Source organism: Crateriforma spongiae (assembly GCF_012290005.1).
Taxonomy (GTDB): domain Bacteria; phylum Planctomycetota; class Planctomycetia; order Pirellulales; family Pirellulaceae; genus Crateriforma; species Crateriforma spongiae.
This window is the reverse complement of the sequence record NZ_JAAXMS010000002.1, coordinates 431,688-455,750: the sequence shown is the minus strand read 5'-3', so window position 1 is coordinate 455,750 and position 24,063 is coordinate 431,688. Positions and strand designations below refer to the sequence as shown.

At 59.1% G+C, this 24,063-nt stretch carries 22 protein-coding genes; 13 read left to right on the top strand and 9 right to left on the bottom strand.

Going from position 1 to position 24,063, the window contains the following annotated elements; all coding sequences use genetic code 11:
• Positions 1–14 precede the first annotated feature (14 nt).
• A complete protein-coding gene (locus HFP54_RS05855; RefSeq protein ID WP_168564414.1) occupies positions 15–1,286 on the bottom strand; it encodes a hypothetical protein in 1,272 nt (423 codons plus the stop codon).
• A gap of 144 nt (positions 1,287–1,430) precedes the next feature.
• Here HFP54_RS05855 and HFP54_RS05850 point away from each other — a divergent pair, with 144 nt between their 5' ends.
• From HFP54_RS05850 to prmC, 4 genes are all read left to right on the top strand, one after another.
• Positions 1,431–2,453, top strand: a complete 1,023-nt coding sequence (locus HFP54_RS05850; RefSeq protein WP_168564413.1) for a bile acid:sodium symporter family protein — start codon at positions 1,431–1,433, stop codon at positions 2,451–2,453.
• Between the two features lie 148 nt (positions 2,454–2,601).
• Complete coding sequence (gene rpmE, locus HFP54_RS05845; RefSeq protein ID WP_146410576.1) at positions 2,602–2,847, top strand: 50S ribosomal protein L31; 246 nt, start codon at positions 2,602–2,604, stop codon at positions 2,845–2,847.
• 110 nt (positions 2,848–2,957) lie between these two features.
• Complete coding sequence (gene prfA / locus HFP54_RS05840; protein WP_146410577.1) at positions 2,958–4,037, top strand: peptide chain release factor 1; 1,080 nt, start codon at positions 2,958–2,960, stop codon at positions 4,035–4,037.
• 106 nt (positions 4,038–4,143) lie between these two features.
• Complete coding sequence (gene prmC, locus HFP54_RS05835) at positions 4,144–5,022, top strand: peptide chain release factor N(5)-glutamine methyltransferase (RefSeq protein WP_168564412.1); 879 nt, start codon at positions 4,144–4,146, stop codon at positions 5,020–5,022.
• A 6-nt stretch (positions 5,023–5,028) separates the two neighbouring features.
• Here prmC and HFP54_RS05830 read toward each other — a convergent pair whose 3' ends face one another.
• Both HFP54_RS05830 and HFP54_RS05825 read right to left on the bottom strand, forming a co-directional pair.
• Positions 5,029–6,054: an NAD-dependent epimerase/dehydratase family protein gene (locus tag HFP54_RS05830; protein ID WP_168564411.1), complete on the bottom strand. Its 1,026-nt coding sequence runs from the start codon at positions 6,052–6,054 to the stop codon at positions 5,029–5,031.
• Between the two features lie 63 nt (positions 6,055–6,117).
• A complete protein-coding gene (locus HFP54_RS05825) occupies positions 6,118–6,891 on the bottom strand; it encodes an SDR family NAD(P)-dependent oxidoreductase (RefSeq protein ID WP_146410580.1) in 774 nt (257 codons plus the stop codon).
• Between the two features lie 169 nt (positions 6,892–7,060).
• On the opposite strand from HFP54_RS05825, the gene HFP54_RS05820 reads away from it, so the two are divergent.
• The gene (locus HFP54_RS05820; RefSeq protein WP_231604524.1) at positions 7,061–7,630 is read left to right on the top strand and encodes an HAD family hydrolase; all 570 of its coding nucleotides are present in this window, start codon (positions 7,061–7,063) and stop codon (positions 7,628–7,630) included.
• 81 nt (positions 7,631–7,711) lie between these two features.
• On the opposite strand, the gene thrC is transcribed toward HFP54_RS05820, so the two are convergent.
• Positions 7,712–9,139, bottom strand: coding sequence for a threonine synthase (gene thrC, locus HFP54_RS05815; protein WP_146410581.1), 1,428 nt, complete (start codon positions 9,137–9,139; stop codon positions 7,712–7,714).
• 214 nt (positions 9,140–9,353) lie between these two features.
• Here thrC and HFP54_RS05810 point away from each other — a divergent pair, with 214 nt between their 5' ends.
• Together HFP54_RS05810 and HFP54_RS05800 are read left to right on the top strand one after the other, a co-directional pair.
• On the top strand, positions 9,354–10,082 hold the full coding sequence (locus HFP54_RS05810; protein ID WP_235951290.1) for a signal peptidase II: 729 nt from the start codon (positions 9,354–9,356) through the stop codon (positions 10,080–10,082).
• Positions 10,083–10,227: 145 nt separating this feature from the next.
• Positions 10,228–11,070: an inositol monophosphatase family protein gene (locus tag HFP54_RS05800; RefSeq protein ID WP_168564409.1), complete on the top strand. Its 843-nt coding sequence runs from the start codon at positions 10,228–10,230 to the stop codon at positions 11,068–11,070.
• A 24-nt stretch (positions 11,071–11,094) separates the two neighbouring features.
• Here the strand turns inward: HFP54_RS05800 and HFP54_RS05795 are convergent, their stop codons facing one another.
• Entirely contained in the window at positions 11,095–11,880 is a 786-nt protein-coding gene (locus tag HFP54_RS05795; protein ID WP_168564408.1) for a carbonic anhydrase, read from the bottom strand.
• Positions 11,881–12,223: 343 nt separating this feature from the next.
• Between HFP54_RS05795 and ffh the strand changes: the two genes are divergently transcribed.
• The 5 genes from ffh (at position 12,224) to HFP54_RS05770 (ending at position 16,223) form a co-directional block, all read left to right on the top strand.
• Positions 12,224–13,708: a signal recognition particle protein gene (gene ffh, locus HFP54_RS05790; RefSeq protein ID WP_146410584.1), complete on the top strand. Its 1,485-nt coding sequence runs from the start codon at positions 12,224–12,226 to the stop codon at positions 13,706–13,708.
• A gap of 276 nt (positions 13,709–13,984) precedes the next feature.
• Complete coding sequence (rpsP, locus tag HFP54_RS25925; protein WP_146410585.1) at positions 13,985–14,416, top strand: 30S ribosomal protein S16; 432 nt, start codon at positions 13,985–13,987, stop codon at positions 14,414–14,416.
• Positions 14,413–15,114 (top strand): tRNA (guanosine(37)-N1)-methyltransferase TrmD, encoded by a 702-nt coding sequence (trmD, locus tag HFP54_RS05780; RefSeq protein ID WP_146410586.1) that lies wholly within the window; start codon positions 14,413–14,415, stop codon positions 15,112–15,114. The genes rpsP and trmD overlap by 4 nt, the downstream gene beginning before the upstream one ends.
• Before the next feature lie 109 nt (positions 15,115–15,223).
• Positions 15,224–15,577 carry a 50S ribosomal protein L19 gene (rplS, locus tag HFP54_RS05775; RefSeq protein WP_145303236.1) on the top strand — a complete coding sequence of 118 codons (354 nt, stop codon included), beginning with the start codon at positions 15,224–15,226 and terminating at the stop codon, positions 15,575–15,577.
• Between the two features lie 166 nt (positions 15,578–15,743).
• On the top strand, positions 15,744–16,223 hold the full coding sequence (locus HFP54_RS05770; RefSeq protein ID WP_390656864.1) for a YraN family protein: 480 nt from the start codon (positions 15,744–15,746) through the stop codon (positions 16,221–16,223).
• Positions 16,224–16,272: 49 nt separating this feature from the next.
• Here HFP54_RS05770 and HFP54_RS05765 read toward each other — a convergent pair whose 3' ends face one another.
• Both HFP54_RS05765 and HFP54_RS05760 read right to left on the bottom strand, forming a co-directional pair.
• Positions 16,273–17,916 carry a S1 family serine peptidase gene (locus tag HFP54_RS05765; RefSeq protein WP_168564407.1) on the bottom strand — a complete coding sequence of 548 codons (1,644 nt, stop codon included), beginning with the start codon at positions 17,914–17,916 and terminating at the stop codon, positions 16,273–16,275.
• 10 nt (positions 17,917–17,926) lie between these two features.
• Positions 17,927–19,249, bottom strand: coding sequence for a Gfo/Idh/MocA family protein (locus HFP54_RS05760; RefSeq protein ID WP_168564406.1), 1,323 nt, complete (start codon positions 19,247–19,249; stop codon positions 17,927–17,929).
• 135 nt (positions 19,250–19,384) lie between these two features.
• On the opposite strand from HFP54_RS05760, the gene HFP54_RS05755 reads away from it, so the two are divergent.
• Positions 19,385–20,446 (top strand): potassium channel family protein, encoded by a 1,062-nt coding sequence (locus HFP54_RS05755; RefSeq protein ID WP_145303224.1) that lies wholly within the window; start codon positions 19,385–19,387, stop codon positions 20,444–20,446.
• 33 nt (positions 20,447–20,479) lie between these two features.
• On the opposite strand, the gene fusA is transcribed toward HFP54_RS05755, so the two are convergent.
• Positions 20,480–22,540 carry an elongation factor G gene (gene fusA, locus HFP54_RS05750; protein ID WP_146410589.1) on the bottom strand — a complete coding sequence of 687 codons (2,061 nt, stop codon included), beginning with the start codon at positions 22,538–22,540 and terminating at the stop codon, positions 20,480–20,482.
• 174 nt (positions 22,541–22,714) lie between these two features.
• Positions 22,715–23,932, bottom strand: a complete 1,218-nt coding sequence (locus HFP54_RS05745; protein WP_168564405.1) for a GNAT family N-acetyltransferase — start codon at positions 23,930–23,932, stop codon at positions 22,715–22,717.
• Positions 23,933–24,063: the final 131 nt, after the last annotated feature.

Sequence of the window (24,063 nt, the reverse complement as noted above, 5' to 3'; positions counted from 1 at the left end):
GGCCGGGCGGCCGGCTATCGCGGTTGGCTGATCGCTGCGGGCGAACTGTCGTCCAGTGATCGGACTCGCGACAAACGCGCCGTGGGCGAACCGCCGCTGATCTCCGGTGCACCCGGTTGCAACCACTTCAAGATCGGACGCGTCGCCTGTGTCAGCGGCACCATCGGGCTTTGTAGCGGAGCGGCCAGATATGCCAGCGCCGCGGAATCAAGCGGTCCGGTCGGGGGGAGCATCAGAAGGGGACGACCCCCGACGCTGGCTAGCACGTCCGGCGGCAAGTAGGTTTCGAGACGATTGCAGTTGCCGGTTGCCTGCATCGATCGTCCATTGATTTCGAACCAAGCCGAAAAGCGATCAAACCCGACGTCGCGTTGGCGGGCCCATTGGGGATCAATTTGGACGCCGAACTGATCAGCCAGCGGGGTCAGCAGCGTGGCGGCGATGAATCCGCCCCCGTCGCAGGTGATTTGACCGGCAATGTCGTGTCGTTGGTCCGATTGCAATACGCAACGATCGAATCGGATTTCCGCGGTTCCGCCCATGCGATGCGGAAGGTTTTCGGCGAAGGTGGCCAGGTCGATGTCGCTAAAGCGAGCACCGCTTAGATCGACAACCATGTCATCAAGACCGGTTTCCAAAGCCATCATCCCGGCGAACTGGGCCGAATCACCCAGACGTTTCATCCACGGAATGAAATCGTTCAGCACACGACACGGCAGTTGGGCCGTGTTCGTGTTGATCCACCAATTTGTCGACGGCAACACGCCGCTGCGATCACGCATGACGGTGGCTTCGATGACGTCATCGATTCCGTTTCCCGATGCCGGCACCGCACTCGCAATCACTTCCACGGTTTGTGGGTGCGGTACGATTTGCGCGTCGATGTCCCGGAATGTGAAATCGCCCACGGTCAAACCGTCGACCAAAATGGTCGTCGGTGATTGGGTGTGCTGGCTTTGGCACAGGTATCGATCGTGAATCAGATACCAGGCGGCGGAGATTTGATCATGGTGCAATTTGGGCTGCACAATCCGAATCACGGTGCCCTGGTCGTTGCGTTGCCACGTCACTCGGTACAGATCCAGCACCGGTCGGCCGGTTTCGGGATGACGTAATTGGACGTCGGAGAGTTCGATTCGATCCGGCGCCGCCCGATGAAAATCGCCGATTTGGAAATCTAGCCCGGTGCGAATTTCCAGCTTCGATTCCAACGCGCGGATTTCACTGCGGTGGTACCAGGGCGAACGGCAGACAATGATGACGGCCAACGTAAGCAAGGTCGGCATCGCGCAGCATGCAACGAACAGCAAACGAGCCATGGCTCGACTGGTCCGTTCATGCATCCCGCACATCCTTTTGCGAAGCGGATTTTGACCGTGGAATCCTAGACACCGTGGCGGGATCGCCGATAGGGCATTTGGGCGAAAGAGATGATCTGGAGAAGCCTTCGTCGGCATTGGTTTTTATTCGGACTGGGATTCGCCTTTGCGATCGGGTTTGGTGCCGGTCCGAAGGCCACCTGGTTGTTGGATTTGCCCTATTTACGCAGCGGGTTCGTGTTCACGGTGATGTGGATCACGGGCCTGACGTTGCGTGGCGATGCGATCCGCCGATGTGTGGCCCAGCCGATGGGCGGCGCGATGGCCTGTGGGCTGAACATGATCATTGTTCCCGCGCTTTGCTATGTCGCAGCGATTATTTTGACCCCCGAATTGGGCGGTGGGTTGTATGTGGCGGGGCTGGCGCCGTGCACCTTGGCGTCGGCCGCGATTTGGACACGACGTGCCGGTGGTGACGATTCGATTGCGCTGCTGACGACGATCGTCACCAACTTGGCGTGCGTTGCCGTGGTCCCGATCGGTTTGTGGATCGGTTTGGGCCGTCAGGCGGAAATCCCCATCGTCGGCCAGATTCAGAAGCTGTTTTGGGTGGTGGTCGTTCCCCTGTTGCTGGCCCAGGCGACCCGACGATTGGGCGGGGCCGCGGCGGCGGATAACAATCGAGGGCTGCTGGCATTTCTGGCGCAGATCGGCATTCTGGTCATGGTCTTTTTCGGCGCGATCGCCAGTCGACAACTGATGGACCAGTCCGACCAGCCGATGGGTTGGTTCGCCGGGGCGATGCTGCTGATGACGATTCTGGCTGCTGCGACCGTTCACGTTGCGGCGCTGCTGGGTGGCATTCGCTTGGCCAGGTTCGGCGGTTTGTCCCAGGATCGCCAAATCGCGGTTGGGTTTTCCGGCAGCCAAAAAACGCTGATGGTGGGATTGCAGATCGCCATTGACTGTGGCGTCAGCGTGGTGCCGATGATCATTTACCACCTGTCACAGTTGTTCATCGACACGTACGTGGCCGATCGCTGGGCCATTGCCCACGCCAATCACGGCGGACATCAGCCGCCCGATCCGACCGGTTCCTTGTCGGGAACGTCGGGGCCCTCCGACGCCGCCTGAAAGAGGATGTCCGCGGGGGACGTGATTCTCGGGAACAGAAATCCCGGCGGGGCTTGAACCGAAACCGTATTTCGGCGTATTCTTCGAGGCCCGGCGATCTGTACAAGGCCAGTGTCGCCACCCACGCCATTTGCGAATGAATTGAGCCATGAAAGACGGCATCCACCCGAAATATCAAGAAACCCAGGTCACCTGCGGTTGTGGTACCACGTTCACGACCCGCAGCACCCGTCCGGAATTGAAAGTCGACATTTGCAGCGAGTGCCATCCGTTCTATACGGGCAAGCTGAAGTACGTCGACACCGCCGGTCGAATCGATAAGTTCCAGAAGAAGTTTGCCGCGGGCAGCTACGGCAGCTTGGCGAAGCCGAAGAAGAAAGCCGGCAAAAAATAGCGACCGCACGATCGAAATATCGACCAGCCGCAGGATCCGTTCACGGGAACCTGCGGCTTTTTTCGTGCACCCGATTTTGCCCCCACCATTAAGCTTCGCCGTCGGCCCACATGAGCACCATCCGCGACACTCTGGAAGAAAAGCTTTCTCGATTCGAGAAGCTCGAGAGCGACCTGTCCGACCCGGAAGTCTTGGCTGACGGCGCGCGGATGTCGGCAACCGCCCGTGAACACGGCGGGTTGGCAAAGTTGGCCGGCAAGTACCGTGATTTCAAACGGCTGACCGACGAAATTCACGGCTGCCAGGAAATGGCCGAGGCCGCCGAGGATTCGGAAGAACGCGACATGGCGGAAGCGGAGATGTCATCGCTTCGCAAGCAACGCGAAGAATTGTGGGAAGAACTGCTGTCACTGACCGTCGGCGGCGAAGATTCCCACCGGACGCGTTGTGTCATGGAAATTCGTGCCGGCACCGGTGGCGACGAAGCGGCATTGTTCGCCCGCGATCTGTTCGACATGTATCGCCGCTACGCCGAACAAAAGGGATGGAAGACGGAGATCATGGACGCCAGTCCAACCGAACGCGGTGGTTTCAAGGAAATCACGCTGACGTTGGAGGGCGAAAATGTATTCCGCGATTTGCAATACGAATCGGGCGGGCACCGCGTCCAGCGTGTTCCGGAAACCGAAACCCAGGGCCGAGTCCACACCTCCGCCGCCACCGTCGCGGTGATGCCCGAACCGGAAGACGTGGAAGTCGCGTTGAAGCCAGACGATTATCGCGTGGACAAGTTTGGGGCCAGCGGTCCCGGCGGCCAGCACGTCAATAAAACGGAATCCGCGATCCGTTTGACCCACCACGAAACGGGAATCGTTGTGCAGTGCCAGGACGAGAAAAGCCAGCACAAGAACTTGGCCAAGGCGTTGCGGGTTTTGAAAGCGCGGATCTACGAAAAGAAACGCGAAGAGGAAGCGGCCAAGCAGGCCGAGCAACGCAAAGGCTTGATCGGGTCGGGTGATCGCAGCCAGCGGATTCGGACCTACAATTACCCTCAAAATCGCCTGACCGATCATCGCATCAACCTGACGTTGTACAAACTGGATCAGGTGGTCGCCGGTGACGTTCAACCGGTCACCGACGCACTGATCGAATACGACCGCGATCAATTGCGTGGCGACATGATCGATTGATCGGATCGGCCACATTCTTTTCAGCGCTCATGCGGAACACTCGGCCGTCCGACACATGATGCGTTCCGATATCGTTTCCACGACCTTTTCCATCCACTGATTGCTCATGTCCCAAGAACCATGGACGGTATTGCGTCTGTTGGAATGGACGACCGATTTCTTTCGCAAGCATGGCAGTGATTCGCCGCGTTTGGACGCGGAGGTGTTGTTGGCACACGCCCGCGAATGTTCGCGGATGGAACTATACACCGCATTCAACGAAGAACCCGCCGAGCCACAACGGGTGGCCTTTCGTGAATTGGTCCGTCGCCGCGGCGAAGGTGTTCCGGTGGCCCAGTTGGTCGGGTTCAAAGAGTTCTATTCGCTGAAATTTCGTGTCGACGAACACGTGTTGATCCCGCGACCGGAGACCGAACACTTGGTCGTCGAAGCGTTGGATCTTTGCAAGTCGGACTTTGCCGGCACCGACCCCATTCGGATCGCCGACGTCGGCACCGGAAGCGGCGCGATCGCCGTTGCGTTGGCCAAGCACGCGGACAAGGCAAAGCTGACCGCCATCGACATCAGCGAACCGGCCTTGGAAATCGCACGCTGGAATGCCACACACCACGAGGTGGATGACCGGATTGAATTTGTTCAAGGTGACCTGCTGGATGCCTTGGATGATCAGGCCGCGTTTGAATTGATCTGCAGCAATCCGCCGTACGTCAGTGAAGACGAGTACGAAGAATTGTCGGAATCGGTACGGCTGTATGAACCGGTCGAAGCATTGGTGTCAGGCCCGACGGGCACCGAGACGATCCAGCGATTGATCGACCAGGCATCCGTACGACTGGTCAGCGGTGGTGCGTTGCTGATCGAACTGAGTCCGATGATCGCGACGCGCTGTCTAGAAATGCTGCAATCGTCCGATGGTTTCACCGACGCTCGTTTGGTCAAAGACTTGGCCGGTCATCAGCGTTTGCTGGTTGGACGCCGGCGCTAGGGCGATCTAAAGCCATCCCGCGTCGCGGTACCACTGTGCGGTTTCGTGGATCCGCTGCTGCAAAGGCTCGGCGACGTGAAAGTCACATTCCTGGCTGATCTTCTGACTGTCGCACGCCCAGCCGCCGGCGCGGGCTTCGCGAATCTTGTCCAAGTTCAAGATATGCGGATGACCCCGCAATCGTCCGAGGCCTTCGTTCAAGAATGCCATGCCGTGGACCAGCGGCATTGGCACATTGATGGGCCAGGCGCGGGGCCGCGCGATGGTTCGGCCGACCATCCGTCCGAGTTCGCGGTAAGTGAACGGATCCGGATCGGCGGCAAAATAGCAGCCGGTCGCGTCGTCGTCGTCACGACAGCGGCGTCCATTTCGGGCGACGGCGATCAGGGCATCGGCCAAATCGGGGGCCGCGATCGCTGAAAACAAATGGTCCCCGCTGCCCGGCATCACGTGGATCCGCAACAACCGCATGGTTTTGAACAATTCCAAGCCGTCTTTATCCAGCGGGCCCAAGACGATCGGCGGACGCACGATGCTGACCGGCATTTGGTCTGCGAAGTTCCGGATCGCCCTTTCGCCGGCCAGTTTGCTGCGGCCGTAATCCGATACCGGGGCAACGGGATCCGATTCACGTCGCGGACGCATGCAGGCGTTTGCACCGGAGTCGCAAGGGACGTTGGGGCCGGCGGCGGCCAGACTGGACACCGCGACCATGATTGGCGGCGACGACTGATCAGCACAGACGCGTGCCAGGTTGGCCGATCCCGCTTCGTTGACCTTGAACAGTTCGTCGCTGCGGAACGCTTTGGTGCGACCGGCCAAATGAAAGACCACATCGATGTTCCGCATCGCTTCTTTCAGCGACGCCGGATCGTCCAAGCATCCGATCACGTTTTCCGCTTGCGGGGCAAGGTGGCTCGTGTCGGAACTTGGGCGAACCAAGCATCGAACGTCCAGCCCTTGTTCAATCAGGTGTTCCACCAGATGGTGTCCGATAAAACCGCTAGCGCCGGTCACCAAAGCGTGCTTCATGGTTCCGTGGAATTCAGGTCGGTTGTCGTACTCGCGGGTGTCGTTCAAACGGGAAACGCCGAATCAGTGGGCCGTCCAGCCGCCGTCGACCACCATCAGGCTGCCGGTCGTGTAGCTGGCGGCGTCGCTGGCCAAATAGATCGCGGCACCCTGGATTTCTTCCATCCGCCCCCACCGTTTCAAGGCGGTCGCACCGACGATTGACTCTTTGGCTTCGTCGGTGTCGGCGATCGGTTCGTTCATGGGGGTCAAGAATGGGCCCGGGCAAATTGCGTTCACTAGGATGTTATACGGTGCCAATTCCATTGCCAGGCTGCGGGTCAACTGCGTGACGGCACCTTTGCTGGTGGCGTAAGGCGTCCGATCGGCCAGGCCGACGATCCCCAGGGTGCTGGCCAAATTGACGATGCGGCCGCTGCGTCGCATTTTCATGTGCGGGACCACCGCCTTGGACATCATCCACATGCCGTCAACGTTGGTTTGCTGGACACGGCGAAAATCGTCGATCGTCAAACGGTCAATCGAACCGCGGACGTTCACACCGGCGTTGTTGATCAGGATGTCGATCCGGTCCATCGCGTCCAATGCCGCCGCGACGCTGTCGTCCACGTCGCCGGCGTCGGTCACGTCCGCTTCGATGGCCAGTGTCGGAACATCGTGGTCGGTGGCAATTTGTTGACTGGCGGCGGACGCCTCGTCCAAATTTCGGCTGATCAGAACCACGCCGCAGCCGGCCGATGCCAAAGCGTCGGCCATTGCCAGCCCAAGGCCCTTGCTGCCTCCGGTGATAACGGCAACACGATCGGATAGGTCAAACAGGCGAATGCCGGGCAACATGTCTAGCCAATGATTCGGGCGGTACAACGGGCAAGGGGGCGGACGCCGCCGGTCACGACGCCATGACGGTGCGTGACTTTGAATTTCTGGTTCGGACGACTTGTCAGTTTCAGATTCGGCGTGAAGCTTAAATCGAAAACAGAAAACTTACGCAAGAAGACACGAGAACGTGAAAGACTATACCAACCAGTACGACGCGCTGATTTTTGACTGCGACGGGACGTTGACCGATTCGATGCCGCTGCACTACGTGGCCTGGCGGGACACGATGGCGCGGCACGGGATCGAGTTTGCCGAAGATCGCTTTTACGGGATGGGCGGGATGCCCAGCGAAAAGATCGTCGCGACGTTGTCCGCCGAACAGGACGTCAGCGTCGACGCCAGCCACGTTGCCGTGACCAAGGAAGCGGCGTTTGTCGGCATGATCGACCAACTGGGAATGAAGGAAGATATCGTGGCTATTGCCCGCCACCATCACGGCCGAATGCCGATGAGTGTGGCCAGTGGCGGGACACGCCCGGTCATCGACAGACAATTGAAACAGATCGGGCTGGAAGGAATCTTCGACGTCATCGTGACGGCCGAAGACACCCAGCGTCACAAGCCGGAACCTGACGTCTTTTTGAAGGCTGCCGAGCTGTTGAAGGTCGACCCGACGCGATGTCTGGTGTTCGAAGATTCGCCGTTGGGGTTTGCCGCCGCCGATGCAGCCGGCATGGATTGGGTGGACGTCCGCTAAGAGGGCTGGCGGTCAATACGGGCTAGCGGTCAACAACACGGGCCGGCGATTCGCCGACCGCGGACTCACGGCCGTTCCGCGTCAGCCGTGCTTGCGAATCGCTTCGATGATCTTGTCCAGATCGTTTTCCACGGCGACCGAACCGTTACCAAATTTCGCTTCGGTCACACCGCGACTGCCCAAGACTTTGTCGAACATTTCTTGATCGCCGGCGTGATAGGCAACCGTCGCGTTGGGGTCTTTCAGTTCGTGGCCGGTCAACACACAGACGACCCGATCGCTGGGGGCGATCACGCCTTCTTCGCGAAGACGTTTGGCGCCGGCAACGCTGGCGGCCGACGCGGGTTCGCATCCGAATCCGCCGGCGCCCACCTGAGCCTTGGCATCCAGGATCTCCTGGTCGCTGACCTTTCGGACGACGCCATCCATCACGTCCAGGGCTCGCAGGCATTTCTTCAGGTTCACCGGCCGATTGATTTCGATCGCGCTGGCGATGGTGTCGGCGCGAATGCCGTCCTGGTCCATCTTCTGGTTGTATTGTTCGATCGGATCGGAGTTGATTCGACCTTCGTTCCAGCGGACGCCGCGGTTTTCAAACAGCTCGTACAGCGTTGCCGCGCCGGCAGCGTTGATCACCGCCAGCCGTGGGACGCGATCGATCAAGCCGTGTTCTTTCAATTCCATGAAGGCTTTGCCGAACGCGCTGCTGTTGCCCAGGTTTCCGCCCGGAACAACGATCCAATCCGGGACTTCCCAGCGGAGCGCTTCAAGCACGCGATACATCACCGTCTTTTGGCCTTCCAGGCGGAACGGATTGACGCTGTTGACCAGGTAGATCCCCATTTCTTTGCTGACCTCTTTGACGCGGACCATCGCGTCGTCGAAGTCGCCATGGATCTGAATGGTCAATGCGCCGTAGTCCAACGCTTGGCTCAGCTTTCCATAAGCGATCTTGCCGCTGCCGATAAAGATGACGGCCTTCATCCGCTGGGTCGCACTGCAGTACAGTGCCAGCGATGCCGACGTGTTGCCCGTGCTGGCGCAGGCGGCACGCTGGGCACCGACCAAGCCGGCGTGGGTCGTCGCGGCGCACATGCCGTTGTCTTTGAAGCTGCCCGACGGGTTCATCCCTTCGTACTGTAGGTGCAGTTGACCGGCATTTAGGCCGACGTAGCGGCCCACCGCGTCGGTTTGCTGAAGCAACGTCTGGCCTTCGCCGACGGTGACCAGCTTGTCTTGCGGTGCAAACGGCAACAATTCGTGGAACCGCCACACCCCGCTGAAACGGACCGGGTCGTTTCGTCGTGCCCACATCTGTTCGAAAAACGCCAGAGAGCTGGGCAGAGCGGCGCGGTCCCAGTCGTAGGCAATGTCCAGAAGTTCACCGCATTGCTGGCATGCTGTATGGATCGCCATCGCATCGTAAGTCGCCCCGCAAAGCGGGTTGATGCATCGTTGAAAGGCCAGGTCGGTTTGGGCGGCGTTGTGCTTTTCGGCGGAAAGCAACATGTCAGCGATCGATTGCGAAAGGGTGTGGACGTGCGAAAAACTAGACGGTCAAACGACTTCGTTTCCCGTAAACGCGAAATTCAAGTCGGCCGAGCCCGTGGCAGGCCTATGAAACCGGCGGCGCGATATCTGCCGCAACCGCACCGGATTCACGCTTAGAGTAGATCGGTCGAACGAGTTTGTCGCTAGATTCAGTGCCTGCAAACTTATGAAAATGTCGCGTCGCACGGTCGTAAAGCCGGCGGATTCCTCTGGGCATCCGGCGGTCGATTGTCGTACCGTGATTTCCATGGAAAACTGCATCAAAACAACGGATATGTCATCCCAGCGACACACCGTCGAAGAACCGGCGCCCGTGGGCCAGTGGCAGCGTGTCAGCGTGCCGATCAGCCGCGTGATCGCGTATGTCAGCCTGGCCGTGGTCGGCGGTGGCGTCGATTTGTGGACCAAGTCGGTGATGTTCGCATGGCGTGGGCTGCCCGGCCAGCGATCACCGTATTGGCTGATCGACGGGGTCTTTGGCGTCGAAACGGCCGTGAATTTGGGCGCCGTGTTCGGCATCGGCGCGGGCAAGGGCACCGCGTTCGCCGCTTTGTCGGTCGTCGCCGCGATCGGAATTTTGGCTTGGTTGTTCTATTTTGGCGCGGCCCGGTCCTGGTGGATGACCATTTCGCTGGGCATGGTCAGCGGCGGTATCATCGGCAATCTGTACGATCGATTGGGACTTTGGTGGGACGCGTCGATGCCGATCGAATGGCAAAGCGGGGTCCGCGATTGGATTCTGTTCCGGATCCAGGGCGTGCCGTTCTTCGACCCTTGGCCGAATTTTAATATCGCCGATTCGCTGTTGGTGGTCGGTGCGGCGATGCTGATCTGGCAGTCGTTCACCGTCGACGTCCAGTCTCCCGGTCAGGATGCCGGTACGGCCAACGCGGAATCCTAGGCGTCGATCCGGGCGGCGTTGCCAACGGGTTTACAGATGACTGCGACGGTCGCATAAACACCGTCGCGATGTCCCGATGGATTCATTCGGTCGGCGTCGCTGCTGTTTTCTTTCCGCGATCGCCGAATCCTTTGGATCATTGGTCATGAACGATCCCCGTCACTGGACCGAGCTACACGAAGGCCGCTTGACCGCGATGATCGACATCGCTATCGCCGCCGGCCGACACACGCTGCGTTATTACCAGGCGGACGACTTGGATGTGATTGCCAAGTCCGACGATTCGCCTGTGACGGTGGCCGACCGCGAAGCAGAACAACTGACGCGTCGGCTGGTCGGTGAACGCTTTGCCGATGACACCATCCAAGGTGAAGAGTTTCCGACCCAGGAGGGCACCTCGGCGTATCGATGGACGGTTGATCCGATCGACGGGACCAAATCGTTTGTTTGCGGCGTGCCCCTGTATTCGACCCTGCTGGCGTTGGAGATGGACGGCCAGCCGTTGGGCGGTGTCATTTTCATTCCCGCTTTGGGGGAAATTGCCGCGGCCGCGATCGGGCACGGTTGTTGGCATGCTAGCGAACTGCCGCGTGGTGCTGATGCAACGACGGTCGGGACCGATCTGCGGTGGGCTTCGGCACGCGTTTCGAAAAAAGACGATCTCGGGCGGTCGGTGTTCGTGACCAGCCAGGTCGATTCGTTCGCCGAACAGGGCGCCGCGGCGGCCTATCAAAGCTTGGAAAAACAGGCTTGGATCACGCGAACATGGGGCGATGGTTACGGGTACCTGTTGATCGCCACCGGGCGGGCGGATTTGATGGTTGATCCGATTTGCAACGCCTGGGACGTTGCGGCCGTTTTACCCGTGGTCGTCGAAGCCGGCGGACGTTTCACCGATTGGTCCGGGCAGGTGACCGCACAGGGCGGCAACGGGCTGGGGACCAACGGCATGATTCATGATGCCGTACTGAAACACCTTGCCGGTTGAATCCGCCGGCGTTCACGCCGGTGTCTATTTCAAGAACTCGACCTTGCCGGAATGCAGGTCATAGACGGCGCCGACGATCATCAAGTCGCGGTGTCGAAGGCTTTTCATCAGGTCGGGCACTTCCTTCAGCCGCCGGACCGACAATTCGACGTTGTGACGCACGCCTTCATTGATTTGCTCGCGCAACGCTTTGCTTCGGTCGACCTTTTCCAGTGCCGGTTCGATGCGATACAGCAAGGTTTCGATTTCATCGGTTTCGTTGACCTCACGAATCAAATGCTGGTGTGCCGCGGTCACGGCGCCGCAACCGGTGTGGCCCATGACCACGACCAAGTTGGTGCCACAGTGATCGACGGCGTATTCGATCGACGCAGTCACATCGGTGTCGACGACGTTCCCCGCGACGCGGACGACGAACAAATCGCCCAAGCCTTGGTCCAAGATGATCTCCGGCGGCACGCGTGAATCGGCACAGCCCAAGATCACGGCTTTGGGGGACTGCGACGCCTCCAGGCTGGCACGCCAGTTTTTCGACTCGTGAGGATGGCGGCTTTCCCCAGCGACGAATCGTTGATTGCCTTCGACTAGGTCTTTCAGGACGTCGTCGGCCTTGGGCCCTGGTTGGACGGCGGTTTTCGATTCCGTCTTTGGGTCGCTCGCAGAATCCGTCTCGGCCGATTTGGATTCGGTGGGTGGCGACTGGGCGCCGGCTTGTCGACCGCTGCGGGGGGCCAGGCTCAGGCAAATCAGTGCCGTGATCGCCGCGGTCGTGGTGATGGCAAGCAGCGTTTGGGGATTGGATCGTTTCATCAGCTGGCGTGCAGGGCAGGGTGATGTTGCCGGGGATGGTCCGGTCGGGCCTGGGCTTCGATTTGGCACCGAAGGATCGAGATAGTCTGGTCAGAGACGTTCAAATTGAAAAGCGACAACTCGGTTCCGTGACTTTTGGTCACCCTTGTGCGGCTGATTCGGATGCCTTGGCCGCCCCAAGAAAGACCCGCCGGCGGCGGCCGGCCTGGGATTCTGTGGTTTCCGGCGGTGGCCCTCGATTCGGGTCGCTTCTACACTTCACTGCGACTTCGCGGTTTCCGCCCACCGGTCTATTCAGGATCCGCCCACGTTTTCCCGCCCCTTTTTTGGAGACTTTCCAGTCGTGTTTGAATCCCTTTCGGACGGATTGCAAGGTGCGTTTAAGTCGCTGTCGGGCAAAGGCAAGCTGACCGAAAGCAACATGCGGGAGGGATTGGAACTGGTCAAACAGTCCCTGTTGGACGCCGACGTCAGCTATTCGGTCATCGAAGAATTCATGTCGCACGTGTCCGAGCGGGCGCTGGGCAAACGTGTGCTGTTGTCGTTGCGGCCGCACGAAGAATTGGTGCGGATCGTTCACGACGAATTGGTGTCGCTGTTGGGGCCGGTGGACACGTCGCTGCACCTGAAAAAAGATGGCCCGACCATCATCATGTTGTGCGGGTTGCAGGGAAGCGGAAAAACGACGACTTGTGGCAAGCTGGCTCAGTTGTTGTTGGAAGAAAACATCAAGCCCTTGCTGGTCGCCGCCGACCTTCAGCGGCCCGCCGCGATCGAGCAGTTGCACGTTATCGGCCGCCAGTTGAACGTGCCGGTCTACAGCGACAGCGAAAACAAGAATCCTGTCCAGGTCTGCAAGGCCGGGGTCGACAAAGCGAACGCGGAAGACGCCCGTGTGGTGATCCTGGATACGGCCGGTCGCCTGGCCATCGACGATGAATTGATGGCCGAATTGCAACGGATCGACAAACGCGTCGGTCCGGATCAGGTCTATCTGGTCGTCGATGGCATGACCGGTCAGGACGCGGTGCAAAGTGCCGGCGCATTCAATGAAGCGTTGGAACTGGACGGCGTGGTGATGACCAAGTTGGATGGGGACGCCCGCGGCGGTGCGTTGCTATCGGTCAAGCACGTCACCGGAGTGCCGATCAAATTCATGGGGACCGGCGAGCACTTTGATGCGCTCGAACCCTTCCGGCCCGACGGGATGGCCAGCCGCATTCTGCAGATGGGCGACATCGTGGCGGCCGCCCGGGAAGCGCACCGAATCGTCGACGAAAAGGAACGTGAGGAAATGGAGGCCAAGATGGCTTCCGGCGATTTCACGTTGGACGATTTCAAGAACATGATGGAAAAGGTGGCCAAACCGGGACTGATGGGCAAAATGATGTCGCTGATGCCGGGGATGAATCAGTTCAAGGAGGTCATGGAAAGCGAAGAAGCGGCCGGCGGTATCAAGCAAACCATCGGCGCCATCAACAGCATGACCCAGGATGAACGCAAGAATCCCAAACTGATCGACGCCGCCCGCCGGACACGCATCGCCAAGGGAGCCGGCGTCCAAACCCCCGTCGTGTCACAGTTGGTCAAGCAGTTCGAAATGATGAAACCGGTCATGCAGATGATGGCGGGCAAAGGTGCCGGCGACCGGATGAAAATGATGCAGCAACTGCAGGCCAGCGGGGCGATGACCGATCCGCGTGGAATGGGGGCGGTCAAGGTCAGCAAGGGGACCGGCAAGCGGCTGTCGGCGGCCGAAAAGGCCAAGCAACGCAAGGAACGTGACAAGCTGATGCGGCGGATGAAGCGGAAAAAGGGAAAACGCTAGGTTTTTGCGGGACCGGCGACGCAATTTCCCCTTGAAAATTTTGGGACCCCCGCCCACACTCTGCGGTCCGCGCCGCCGGTATGGACCGGCCGAGCGGATGTTTTCAGATGCCGTGAATGCTGCGGCACCGACCCGGGCAAGGCAGGGCAGGACCGTTTACCGGCAATACGTCCGGCAACCCTGACCTGATTCAATGCCGCCCAGGCAGTCTGACCCGATCCTCTGATCACCCATTTTCCGTTAGGAGACGAACCGACAGTGGCTGTACGAATTCGAATGAAAAAAATGGGACGGACGCACCGTCCGTTCTTCCGTATCTGCGCGATGGACCAACGCAGTCCGCGTGATGGTCGTGTGATCGAGGAATTGGGTTACTACGACCCGATGTGTCCGGAAACCGATGCCCGCGTGACGCTGAAAGCTGACCGTGTGGATTATTGGCTGTCCGTGGGGGCTCGCCCCAGCGACAAAGTCGGCGTGCTGATCAAAAAGTACGGCACCGAGGGCACGCATCTGGCCGCTCGTGAAGCCGCGTTGGAGCGATTGGGCAAGCGAAAGGAATACACCTTCACGCCGCCGGCACCTCAGCCGGCCAAGAAGGAAGAACCCAAGGCCGAAGAAAAACCGGCTGACGACGCCGCACCCGCCGAAGAAGCTCCGGCGGCCGAAGGCGGTGAAGCACCCGCCGCGGAAGCTGCCGGCGAGTGAGGTTCGATGTCGTCACGCTTTTTCCGGCGATCTTTGACGGCTATCTGACGCAAAGCTTGCTGGACAAAGCCATCCGACGTGACTTGGTCCATATCCACCGACATAACCTGCGGGATTGGGCCGAAGACACGCCGCACCGAAAAGTCGACGATCGGCCTTTCGGCGGCGGACCCGGGATGCTGATCCAAGTCGAACCGACGGTGAATTGTGTCCGTTCCGTGGAAGCCATGGACGACACACCGGCCAGAAAAATCCTGCTGACGCCCGCCGGGCGACGGCTGGATCAACGGGTCGCCGAAGATCTGGCGACCAGCAAACGCTTACTGCTGATGTGTGGACGCTACGAAGGTTTCGACCAACGCGTGCACGACATCTTGCAGCCCGAAGAAATTAGTGTCGGCGATTTCGTGCTGAACGGAGGCGAAGTCGCAGCCATGATCATCATTGACGCCGTCGTCCGTTTATTGCCCGGAGTCTTAGGAGACGAACAAAGCAGCTTTGACGATTCATTCAGCCGTGGAAATCGGTTACTGGAATTTCCCCAGTACACACGACCACGCGAATTCGAAGGTCATGTCGTTCCCGATGTTTTATTGAGCGGTGATCACCAAAAAATCGCCGCCTGGCGGGCCGAACAGTCCCACCACAAAACGAAGCAAAGACGCAGTGACCTGCTGGACGAATCTGCCGAATCCTGACCGAAAGCTGTTGTCCCATTTTCGGATCATTTCCGGACCCGACGAACACCCGTCACCCATTGCCCATCAACCATTCAGCCAGACATACCGCTAAGCAAGGAACCCACCAATGTCCAAAGCCATTCTGGACCTGGTCGAAAAGACCGCGATGAAAGAGAACCCGCCGCAGTTTGAAATCGGCGACACCGTGGACGTTCACCTGAAAATTTTGGAAGGCAACAAAGAACGCATCCAGGTCTTCAGCGGCGTCGTGATCGCACTGAGCGGATCCGGCAGCAAGGAAATGTTCACCGTTCGTCGCATCGTTGCCGGCGAAGGTGTGGAGCGAAAATTCCCGATCCACAGCCCGCGAATCGAAAAGGTCGAAGTCAAACGCAGCGGTGTCGTCCGTCGCGCCAAGCTGTACTTCTTGCGCGATCGCGTCGGTAAGGCCGTGCGTCTGAAAGAACGTCGCCGCAACTAGATTCGATCCCGCCGATAAAAGCGCATTCATCGGTCCGGTTCTGACGCCGGACCACGAGGGCTGCGAAGCTTGCATCGCCGGAATCTCCGACGAATCGCTGCTCGGCAAATGGCTGTTCAGCGAATCAATTCACGCGGATTTTTCCATCCGAATCAACCCTGTGTCGATCAATCGCAACATCGTCGCGGATGTCTTGGGCCGAATTCGCGATGACTTGGTCGAACGCTATCGAACGATTCGGTTTGGTGGAATCGATGATGATGGCCCGATCGGCCGGCGCGGCGAACAGGCCGCCGCCCGTCTTTTGCGTCAGAAACGGCTGCAAATTGTCGCCGAAAGTGAATCGGATCGTGGCGGCGAAATCGACCTGATCGCCGTCGATCGTCGGGCACGGACGATCGTTTTCGTCGAAGTCAAAACGCTGGCAACGACAAAACCGGGGCATCCGGCCGATCGTGTTGATGATCAAAAACAGGCACGGATCACCCGTGCCGCCCTGCGTTATCTGAAACGCAAACGTCTGGTCGGGACGCCTTGCCGATTTGACGTGGTGGCCGTTTGGTGGCCGCGCGACAGCGCACGGCCCCAGCGGCTGGAACACTATCCGGCCGCATTCGAAGCCGCTGGCCAGTGGCAGCTTTACTAGGCAAGCCGGATGCCGCGATGATCTTTTGCGATCCGGCAAAGTCGGTGGCTTATCGGCCGCGTTTGGCGGTCGCCAAGGCACGGCGGAATCGTGAGACGGGAGTGCCCACGCCAATCGTCCGCCCGCCGTCTTCGCCGCCCCCGGCGTTGACCGCGATCACCCGGTGCTGTTGATCGACAACGGGAGCACCACTGGTGGCCGTCAGGTTCAGCCGTCGGTCGAAACGGTACATCAGCCAACCGTCTTCTTCGCCCAACACCACGCCTCGGTGCGCTAGTGAATCGCTGCCGATCACTTCGGATACCAGCCAAACCACGTCACCTGTTGCGGGCCCTGCCGGCGCGATGGTCAGCGGATCCAAACGGTCATGGTTTGCGTCCAGCGGACTGGGGAAAAAGGCGATGACGTCGCCATGCAGTGACGTTTGCGGAAGATTCTTGGCCTGTGGAAGGTCCAAGACGCGTCCGTCCAAGCTTTCGATCCAGTCGCCGTTGACGCAATCTTCCAAACCCACAGTCATCCAAACAATTGGAACCTCCCGCCCGGCGATATCACGCGGGAACCCACCAGCGGTTCCCAGTAAATGCAATGCACTAATGACGATCGGATCGCGATCGGTATCCGATAGTCGCGCGATGAACGCCGTGCCGGCGGATGATTGGTCGTTGGACGTGTAGAACGTCGGACGATAAAGCGTCCCCGGGGTGATTTGTGGCGGCCCACGGAACCTAGGACGTGGTGTGGATGCCAACATGCCCGGTCGATCGGACCGAATCATCGGGCCGGAAATCGCGGCATCCGAATTGTCCACGTTGTCGTCGAAGCTGGAATCGATGCCACGGTCTGCCAAGCTTTCGGTCATCGACTGATAGGCATACCATCCAGCGCCGCCGATCATCGCCAGCATGACCAGCCCACCGGCAATGACCGCGACCAGCAGGCCCGCGTTGCCGCTGCGGTGCGATGTCGATCGAGCGCGACTTGGCACAACCGGGCGTGCGGCGGAAGACACGGCGGGGTTTGGCGGAAAGTTTATCTCCGGTGCAACTAATGGATCGACTGACGTCCCGGCAGCCGAAACCACGTTTGCGACGTAGGGTGCCGGTTGATCGGAAACAGCCGCCGGTTGGGCGGGTACATAGGCCACCGCCGGGATCACGTCGTCGTCGGCGGCGTCGTCATCGCTGACTGCGATCACTGGAATCGCACGATTCCTGTCTTGCGATGTCCGCTTGTCGGATACGGGCAAGGCGGCGACAACGTCTTCGCCGGCCGATCCGTCCGGATGTTGGCCGGTGGCAGAATTGCCCTCGACGCCGCCTTGGGGTTGCTCGGACAGCCAAGTTTCGAACTGATCCGCGGTCATCCAAGACCCACGTCGGCCGACGCGAAAAAGGACGCCGTCAACGACTTTCCATTTGGGCAGCATCCTTGCGGCACGCTGCAGGATGAAGGGTCCTTGGACGACATCGCCTTGGCGTACATAGACGCCGGTTTCGGCCAAACGTCGAAACAGAGCCATCACTTGCCGGGCCGAATGCCACACGCTGGTGCCCTGGCGGACTTGGTACAAGTCCATCTGGTCATCAGGCAGTTTCATCAGCCATCGTCGAAGTTCCGGTTCGGTCATCGGATCGCTTTCGCCTCGGGCGTCGCGATAGACCCAGTCCTTTTTCGGTTCAGCTTCGTTCATCGGCAATGGGTCAGACCGGCAACTTCCACGGTTTGCGATATTCGTAGTGCAGCATCGCGTTGGCATCATCGTCACCGACGAAGCGTTCCGCATCGGCGTCCCACTGCAACCGCCGTCCGAGTTTCAAAGAAATATTGGCCAAATGACAGAAGGTCGTGCTGCGGTGACCGATTTCGACGTCGGCATTGGGTTGCCGTCGGCTGCGCATGCAGTCCAGGAAATTCCGGGCGTGATTGGATGTCAGGTGATGGTTGTTGGAATCTTCGGTGCCTTTTTCAGGTTTGGCCATCGGGTGTTCTGTGGCGAATTGGCCACGGCGTTCGGGAATGATTTCGTAAGCACGTTCGCTGACGTAAGCGGTCCCCAACGTTCCCCGCAATTCGATCTCGCCGGTCGGCATCATCGGATTGCCGCTGGTTTCGTACTGGCCGAACACGGCCAATCGGCCCGATGGAAATTGGAAAGTGACCTCCATCGTATCGGGAATCGTACGGTCGTCGTCGATCGCAAACTGGCCGCCCATCGCGCAAACGCTCGATGGAGCCTCTTCACCGATGCACCAGCGAATGGCGTCCAGGTAATGCACGCCCCAGTTGCCCATTTGTGAACTGTAGTCTTGCCACCAACGGAATTTGTAAGGCGCGATGTTGTCTTGATAGGGCCGTTCGGCTCGCGGGCCCAACCACATGTCCCAGTCCAGGTGTTCCGGCGGCGTCATCGCGGGACGACGTCCAATGCCATCGGGCGCCATGTTGCTCAAACGGAACGCCCGCGACATGCACACTTTGCCCAGCAAGCCGTTTTGAATTCGTTGTGACAGTTCTTGGTACAGCCCGCTGCTACGACGATGCGTACCCACCTGAACGATTCGGTCGTACTTTCGTGCCGCGTCGACCATGGCACGGCCTTCGTGAATGGTGACCGCCAGGGGTTTTTCCACATACACGTCTTTGCCGGCGGCGCATCCGCTGATGCACTGGATCGCGTGCCAGTGATCGGGCGTTGCAATCACAATCGCATCGATCGAATCGTCATCGATGACTTTGCGAAAATCGGCGGTGGTTTTGGGGGATCCACCCGTTTGCTTGGCGGCTTTTTCTAATGTCTTTGAATCGACGTCGCACACGTAGTCGGGGGAACAGTCCTGATGTTCGGCAAAGGCTTTCATCAACTGGCCACCGCGATTGGCGACGCCAATGAACCCGAGCGAGATTCGGTCGTTGGAACCCGCTGCGCGAGCCGATGAAGCCGCCGTGGCGGCGGAAAGTACGAACGTCGTCGATGCGGACTTTTGGAATTGGCGGCGGGAAAGTGGGGCGGGGCGGTGGGACATGTCGATCGGGTCCTGATGCTTGGGGTGGGACAAAGCACCTTGTTGTCACGATACGGTGCTCAAGGGGTGAATTGTAGTCGACCGGTGATCCGTTGACTGCGTTTCCCGCGTCGGGATCGGCTAGTCTGGGCGTCCATGTCGTCCAAGCCTTTTCGTCGCATTCTGATCGGAATGATCGTCTTTCTGGCGATCTGTATCAGCGCCGTTGCCGGTTACGTTGGCTACGGATGGGACGTCAGCGACGCGTTGTACATGGTCGTGATCACCATTTTTGGTGTCGGCTATGGCGAAGTGAAACCCATCGAAACGCCCGAACTGCGGCTGCTGACCATTGCCGTGATCGTGTTCGGTTACGGCGCCGCTGTGTATACCGTCGGCGGGTTCATTCAATTGCTGATCGACGGCGAATTGCAAGAGATTTTGCGGAGTCGAAAAATGAGCCAGGGGATCGCCGGGTTGAAGGGTCACACGATCGTCTGTGGATTCGGTCGCATGGGATCCATCGTTGCCGAGGAACTGTTACGCAGCGAGCATCCGTTCTTGGTCATTGATCAAGATGAATCGCGCGTGGATGAAGCTCATCAGGCGGGCATGTTGGCAATGGTGGGCAATGCATCCGATGAAGACACATTGAATGAAGCGGGCATTGATCGTGCCAAGACATTGGCAACGTTATTGCCCGATGATGCGGCCAACGCGTTCATTTGCGTGACGGCCCGCGACCTGAATCGCAGTGTGGAGATCATTTCGCGTGGCGAGTCACGGAGCGCTGAAAAGAAGCTTCGACGCTGTGGCGCCGATCACGTCATCATGGCGGCATCGGTGGGCGCCAAGCGAGCGTTTCAATTGATCACGCGGCCGACGGCTGCCAGTCTGTTGCAGACCGACGGAGCGTCCGGCGATATCAACGGGGAACTCTCTGCGGTGGGCTTGCAGATGGAAGAACTGAAGATCACGGCGGGGTCACCGATGATCGGCCACACGTTGTCGGAGATCGAAATCCGTGGGAACCGTGGATTCTTGATCGTCGCGCTACGCAAATCCGACGGAAACGTCGAAATGAATCCGTCGGGGCAGTGCTCGTTGTCCGATGGTGACGTCGTCATTGTGGTCGGACACCGCGATGACATCGCGGCGCTCTGTCGGGTACATACCCTGAAACGCCAAGCGATGACTTATCGCGGTGCCAAGCACTAACCGGGAATCCGTTGGCGATCCCCGGTCACTGAATCAATCGTCGTCGTGACGCTGAAAGGCGGCCATTTCCGCTTGTTGAATGTCGCCGGGGGCCGGTTCATCGTGACTGTAGGTCATCGAAAAACTGCCCGCCCCTGAAGTGATGCTGCGTAGTTGTGGGGCATAGGATTGCAATTCGCCAAGCGGTGCGACGGCTTTGACCACGCAAGTCATTCCCTTCATTTCTGTGTCATTGACGCGGCCACGACGTGTCGCGATGTCACCAGACACATCGCCCATGAAATCGCTGGGCGTGGTGATGGCGACTTCGACAAAGGGTTCCAGCAAAATCGGCTTCGCTTTCTTCACCGCCTCCAAAAAAGCCTTCTTCCCGGCGGTGATGAAAGCGATTTCTTTGCTGTCCACGTCGTGGTGTTTGCCGTCGTAGACTTCCACCCGCACGCCCGACATTGGATAGCCGGCAACGGCGCCGTCGGCCAAGACTTGCCGGATTCCTTTTTCGATCGCCGGCATGAATTGACGTGGTATCGATCCACCAACGGTTGCATTGACAAATTCGAACCCGCTTTCATGATCGTCCGGCAACGGAGCAACCCGCAGATAGACTTCGCCGAACTGGCCGGCACCGCCGGTTTGTTTCTTGTGACGGTGATGACCCTCAGCCGGCATCGTGATGGTTTCACGATACGCGATCTTGGGTTGCGACGTTTCCAGTTCGATGTCGTACAACGCTTTTAGTTTTTCCAGCACGACGCGTAAATGCAGTTCCCCCAATCCACGCATCACCGTTTGCTTGGTGGCGCCGATGCGTTCCAGAGTGAAACAAGGGTCTTCGGCTTGCAACTTGGCGATCGCGGATGAAAACTTTGTTTCGTCGGCATGATTCTTCAGCTCGATGGCCAGTCCGAACATCGGTTTGGGCAACGGCAATGACACCAAGTGCGGCGGGTTGTCGGGGGTCGCCCCGTCGTGCAGCACACCGTCAAAATGGATTTCGTCCAGCTTGGAAACGGCTCCGATTTCGCCGGGGCCGATGGCTTCGGTTTCGACGTGCTCCTTTCCTTGCAGACGCATCACGTGGCCGACACGCAGCGGTTTCTTGGAATCGTCCATGTACAGTTCGCTGCGGTTGCGAACGACACCCTGGTGCACGCGGAACACACCTAGCTTTCCAATGTGCTTGTCGGTGGAAACACGGAACACGTGTGCGATTGTGGGTTTGGTGGCGTCAAATTCGGTTTGCAGTGGTTCGTCACCTTTGACGAACGGACGCGGGTTTCCTTCCAACGGGCTGGGCAACAGCGACGCGGTGACGTGCAGCAGTTTGTCCACGCCGGCGCCGGATTTGGCAGACACATAGACGATGGGTACCAGGTGGGCTTCGCGGAGCGCTTTTTCGAAGGCTTCATGCACACGGCCGGGATCCAATTGGTTGGGGCCCGATTCCAAATAGTTTTCCGTCAATTCATCGTCGACTTCGATCACCTGTTCGACGATTCGCGTGTGGGCGTCTTCGGCGCTGCTGAATAACGTGGGGTCATGTGAATCGGTTTCGAAAACATCGATCACGCCTTGACGATCGGGCGTGGGCATATTGATGGGCAGACAGATGTCGCCGAATTCTTCACGAATCTGGTTGGTCAATTCTTCCAGGTCGGCTTCGGCCAGATCAATCTTGTTGATCAGGATCATGCGTGGCAGATTGCGTTCAGTCGCGACCTGCATCAAACGCCGGGTTTCGCTTTCAATTCCGCGAACCGCGTCGATGACGACGACGACCGTCTCCACCGCGGGAAAGCAGGCAATGGCATGCCCGACGAAGTCCGCCATGCCGGGGGTGTCGATAACGTTGACGTGGTGACCTTCGTGGTCGAAGTGGATGACGGCGGGTTGCAGCGAATGGTGGTGCTGTTGTTCTTCGTCGGTAAAGTCGCAAACCGTGTTGCCGTGTTCAACGTCGCCCATCCGTTTGATCTCACCGGCGGCAAACAACAACCGCTCCGCGATCGTCGTCTTGCCGCCGCCGGTATGGCCGCACAGGCAAAGGTTTCGAATAGTATCTGGGTCAGGGATGGAAAGATCTTCAGCAACCATCGACTCACGGCTCCATGGGCTCCGGGGACTCGAACAAGCGAACGCCTCATCATATCGCTTCGCTCGCAGCCCTGGTGCAGCTGACAGGGGATTCACCACGTCCTGCGAACGTTTGTCGCAGGCCGCTGGTCCGATCATGTTGGCTGACGGAAGACGACGCGACGAATGCGGCGTTCAGTAGATCTCGGGAAGCCACGGCGCGGGGCCGGCAAAGGCCGCGTCGATCAGATCAATTGCCTGATCGTCGGCCCCATCGGCCTGGCCCAAGCGGATCAGCTGCCGCAATGTGGTGTGGCCGCTGTACAGCGTTGCTAAGCCGCGAATGTCTAGCCCGATCACCTTCTGGGACGGCTCCGGTGCATTGGATTGTCGGGCATGGCATTGTCCACCCGAAAACTCCAGTTCCCAGTGACCGTTGTTGGCCGGGAACAGCGAATCGGTGACTCGGATGGTGCATCGACCACCGACGTGTGTGGGGTAACCACGGGCCTGGATCGCTTGTGGGACATCCAGGATACGTAGCATCCAACGCAAGACTTCATGGATCTCGAACCACAATTCATCGGTCATGAACAGCAAGGGATCGTCGGGGCCGCCGCTCCATCGGAAACGTCCAAAGATCGACCGATGATCATGCAGCAACGCCATCAAACGTCGGACCGCGGCACCCGTGTTGGCGGCATAATCGCTGGCGATCAAGTCCGCCGGTAAGCCATCGTCGCGTCCGGCTTGTTTCAGAATGACGTATCCGTCGGGGCGATGAGTGTCGCCGAACAGGTACGTGAGGCATCGGCGACCGTCGTAGGGATGAATCAATCGATCCCATAAGCCTTCGGTCCGCAGAACGTTACCATTCGTCGCGTGGGCACGAGCGCGATGGGCATAATCCAACGCGTCCAGTGGGGCTGATTCGAATCGAGTGCAAGCCAATGTACGGTCCGGACGTGGTAACGACCGCAGCGGCAGGCTGTAATCGTAACGCGTGCCGGCCTGTTCGAATCCCACCGTGCGATAAAGGTGCTGCGTCGACGCGTACAGGGATGCGATCGGTATGCCTTCGTCACGCAATTCCTTCAGGGTGTCGATCAGCAGCGTCGCACACACGCCGCCGCCGCGGTAAGCAGGGTCAATCGCAACCCCCGAGATGCCTGCGGCGGGAATCGGTTGTCCGCCATAGACATGCTGCATCCGATAAAACGCCAAGCCCCCGACCAGGGTTTGGCCGGCATGAATGACACGGACATTCTCGCGGCCGATTCGGCGAAGGTACGTCTGCCATTGATCCAGCGAATTGCCAAGCAGCGATTCTTGAGCAATGTCAACGTATTCCGATTCGGTCTTCGCAGCATCGCATTGGTCAAGTGTCCGTACGGTCAAGTCACTGGCAGTCATGGGCGCGTTCGCAGCAATCGTGGGGCGGTCGAGTAGGGAAGTTCAAACCCGCTCAGGTCGAATCTTAGGCTGACCTGCAAGCTTTGGGGGGGCAGCAGGCTGTGGTCTGGGGACTGGGTGGTGCACAACCG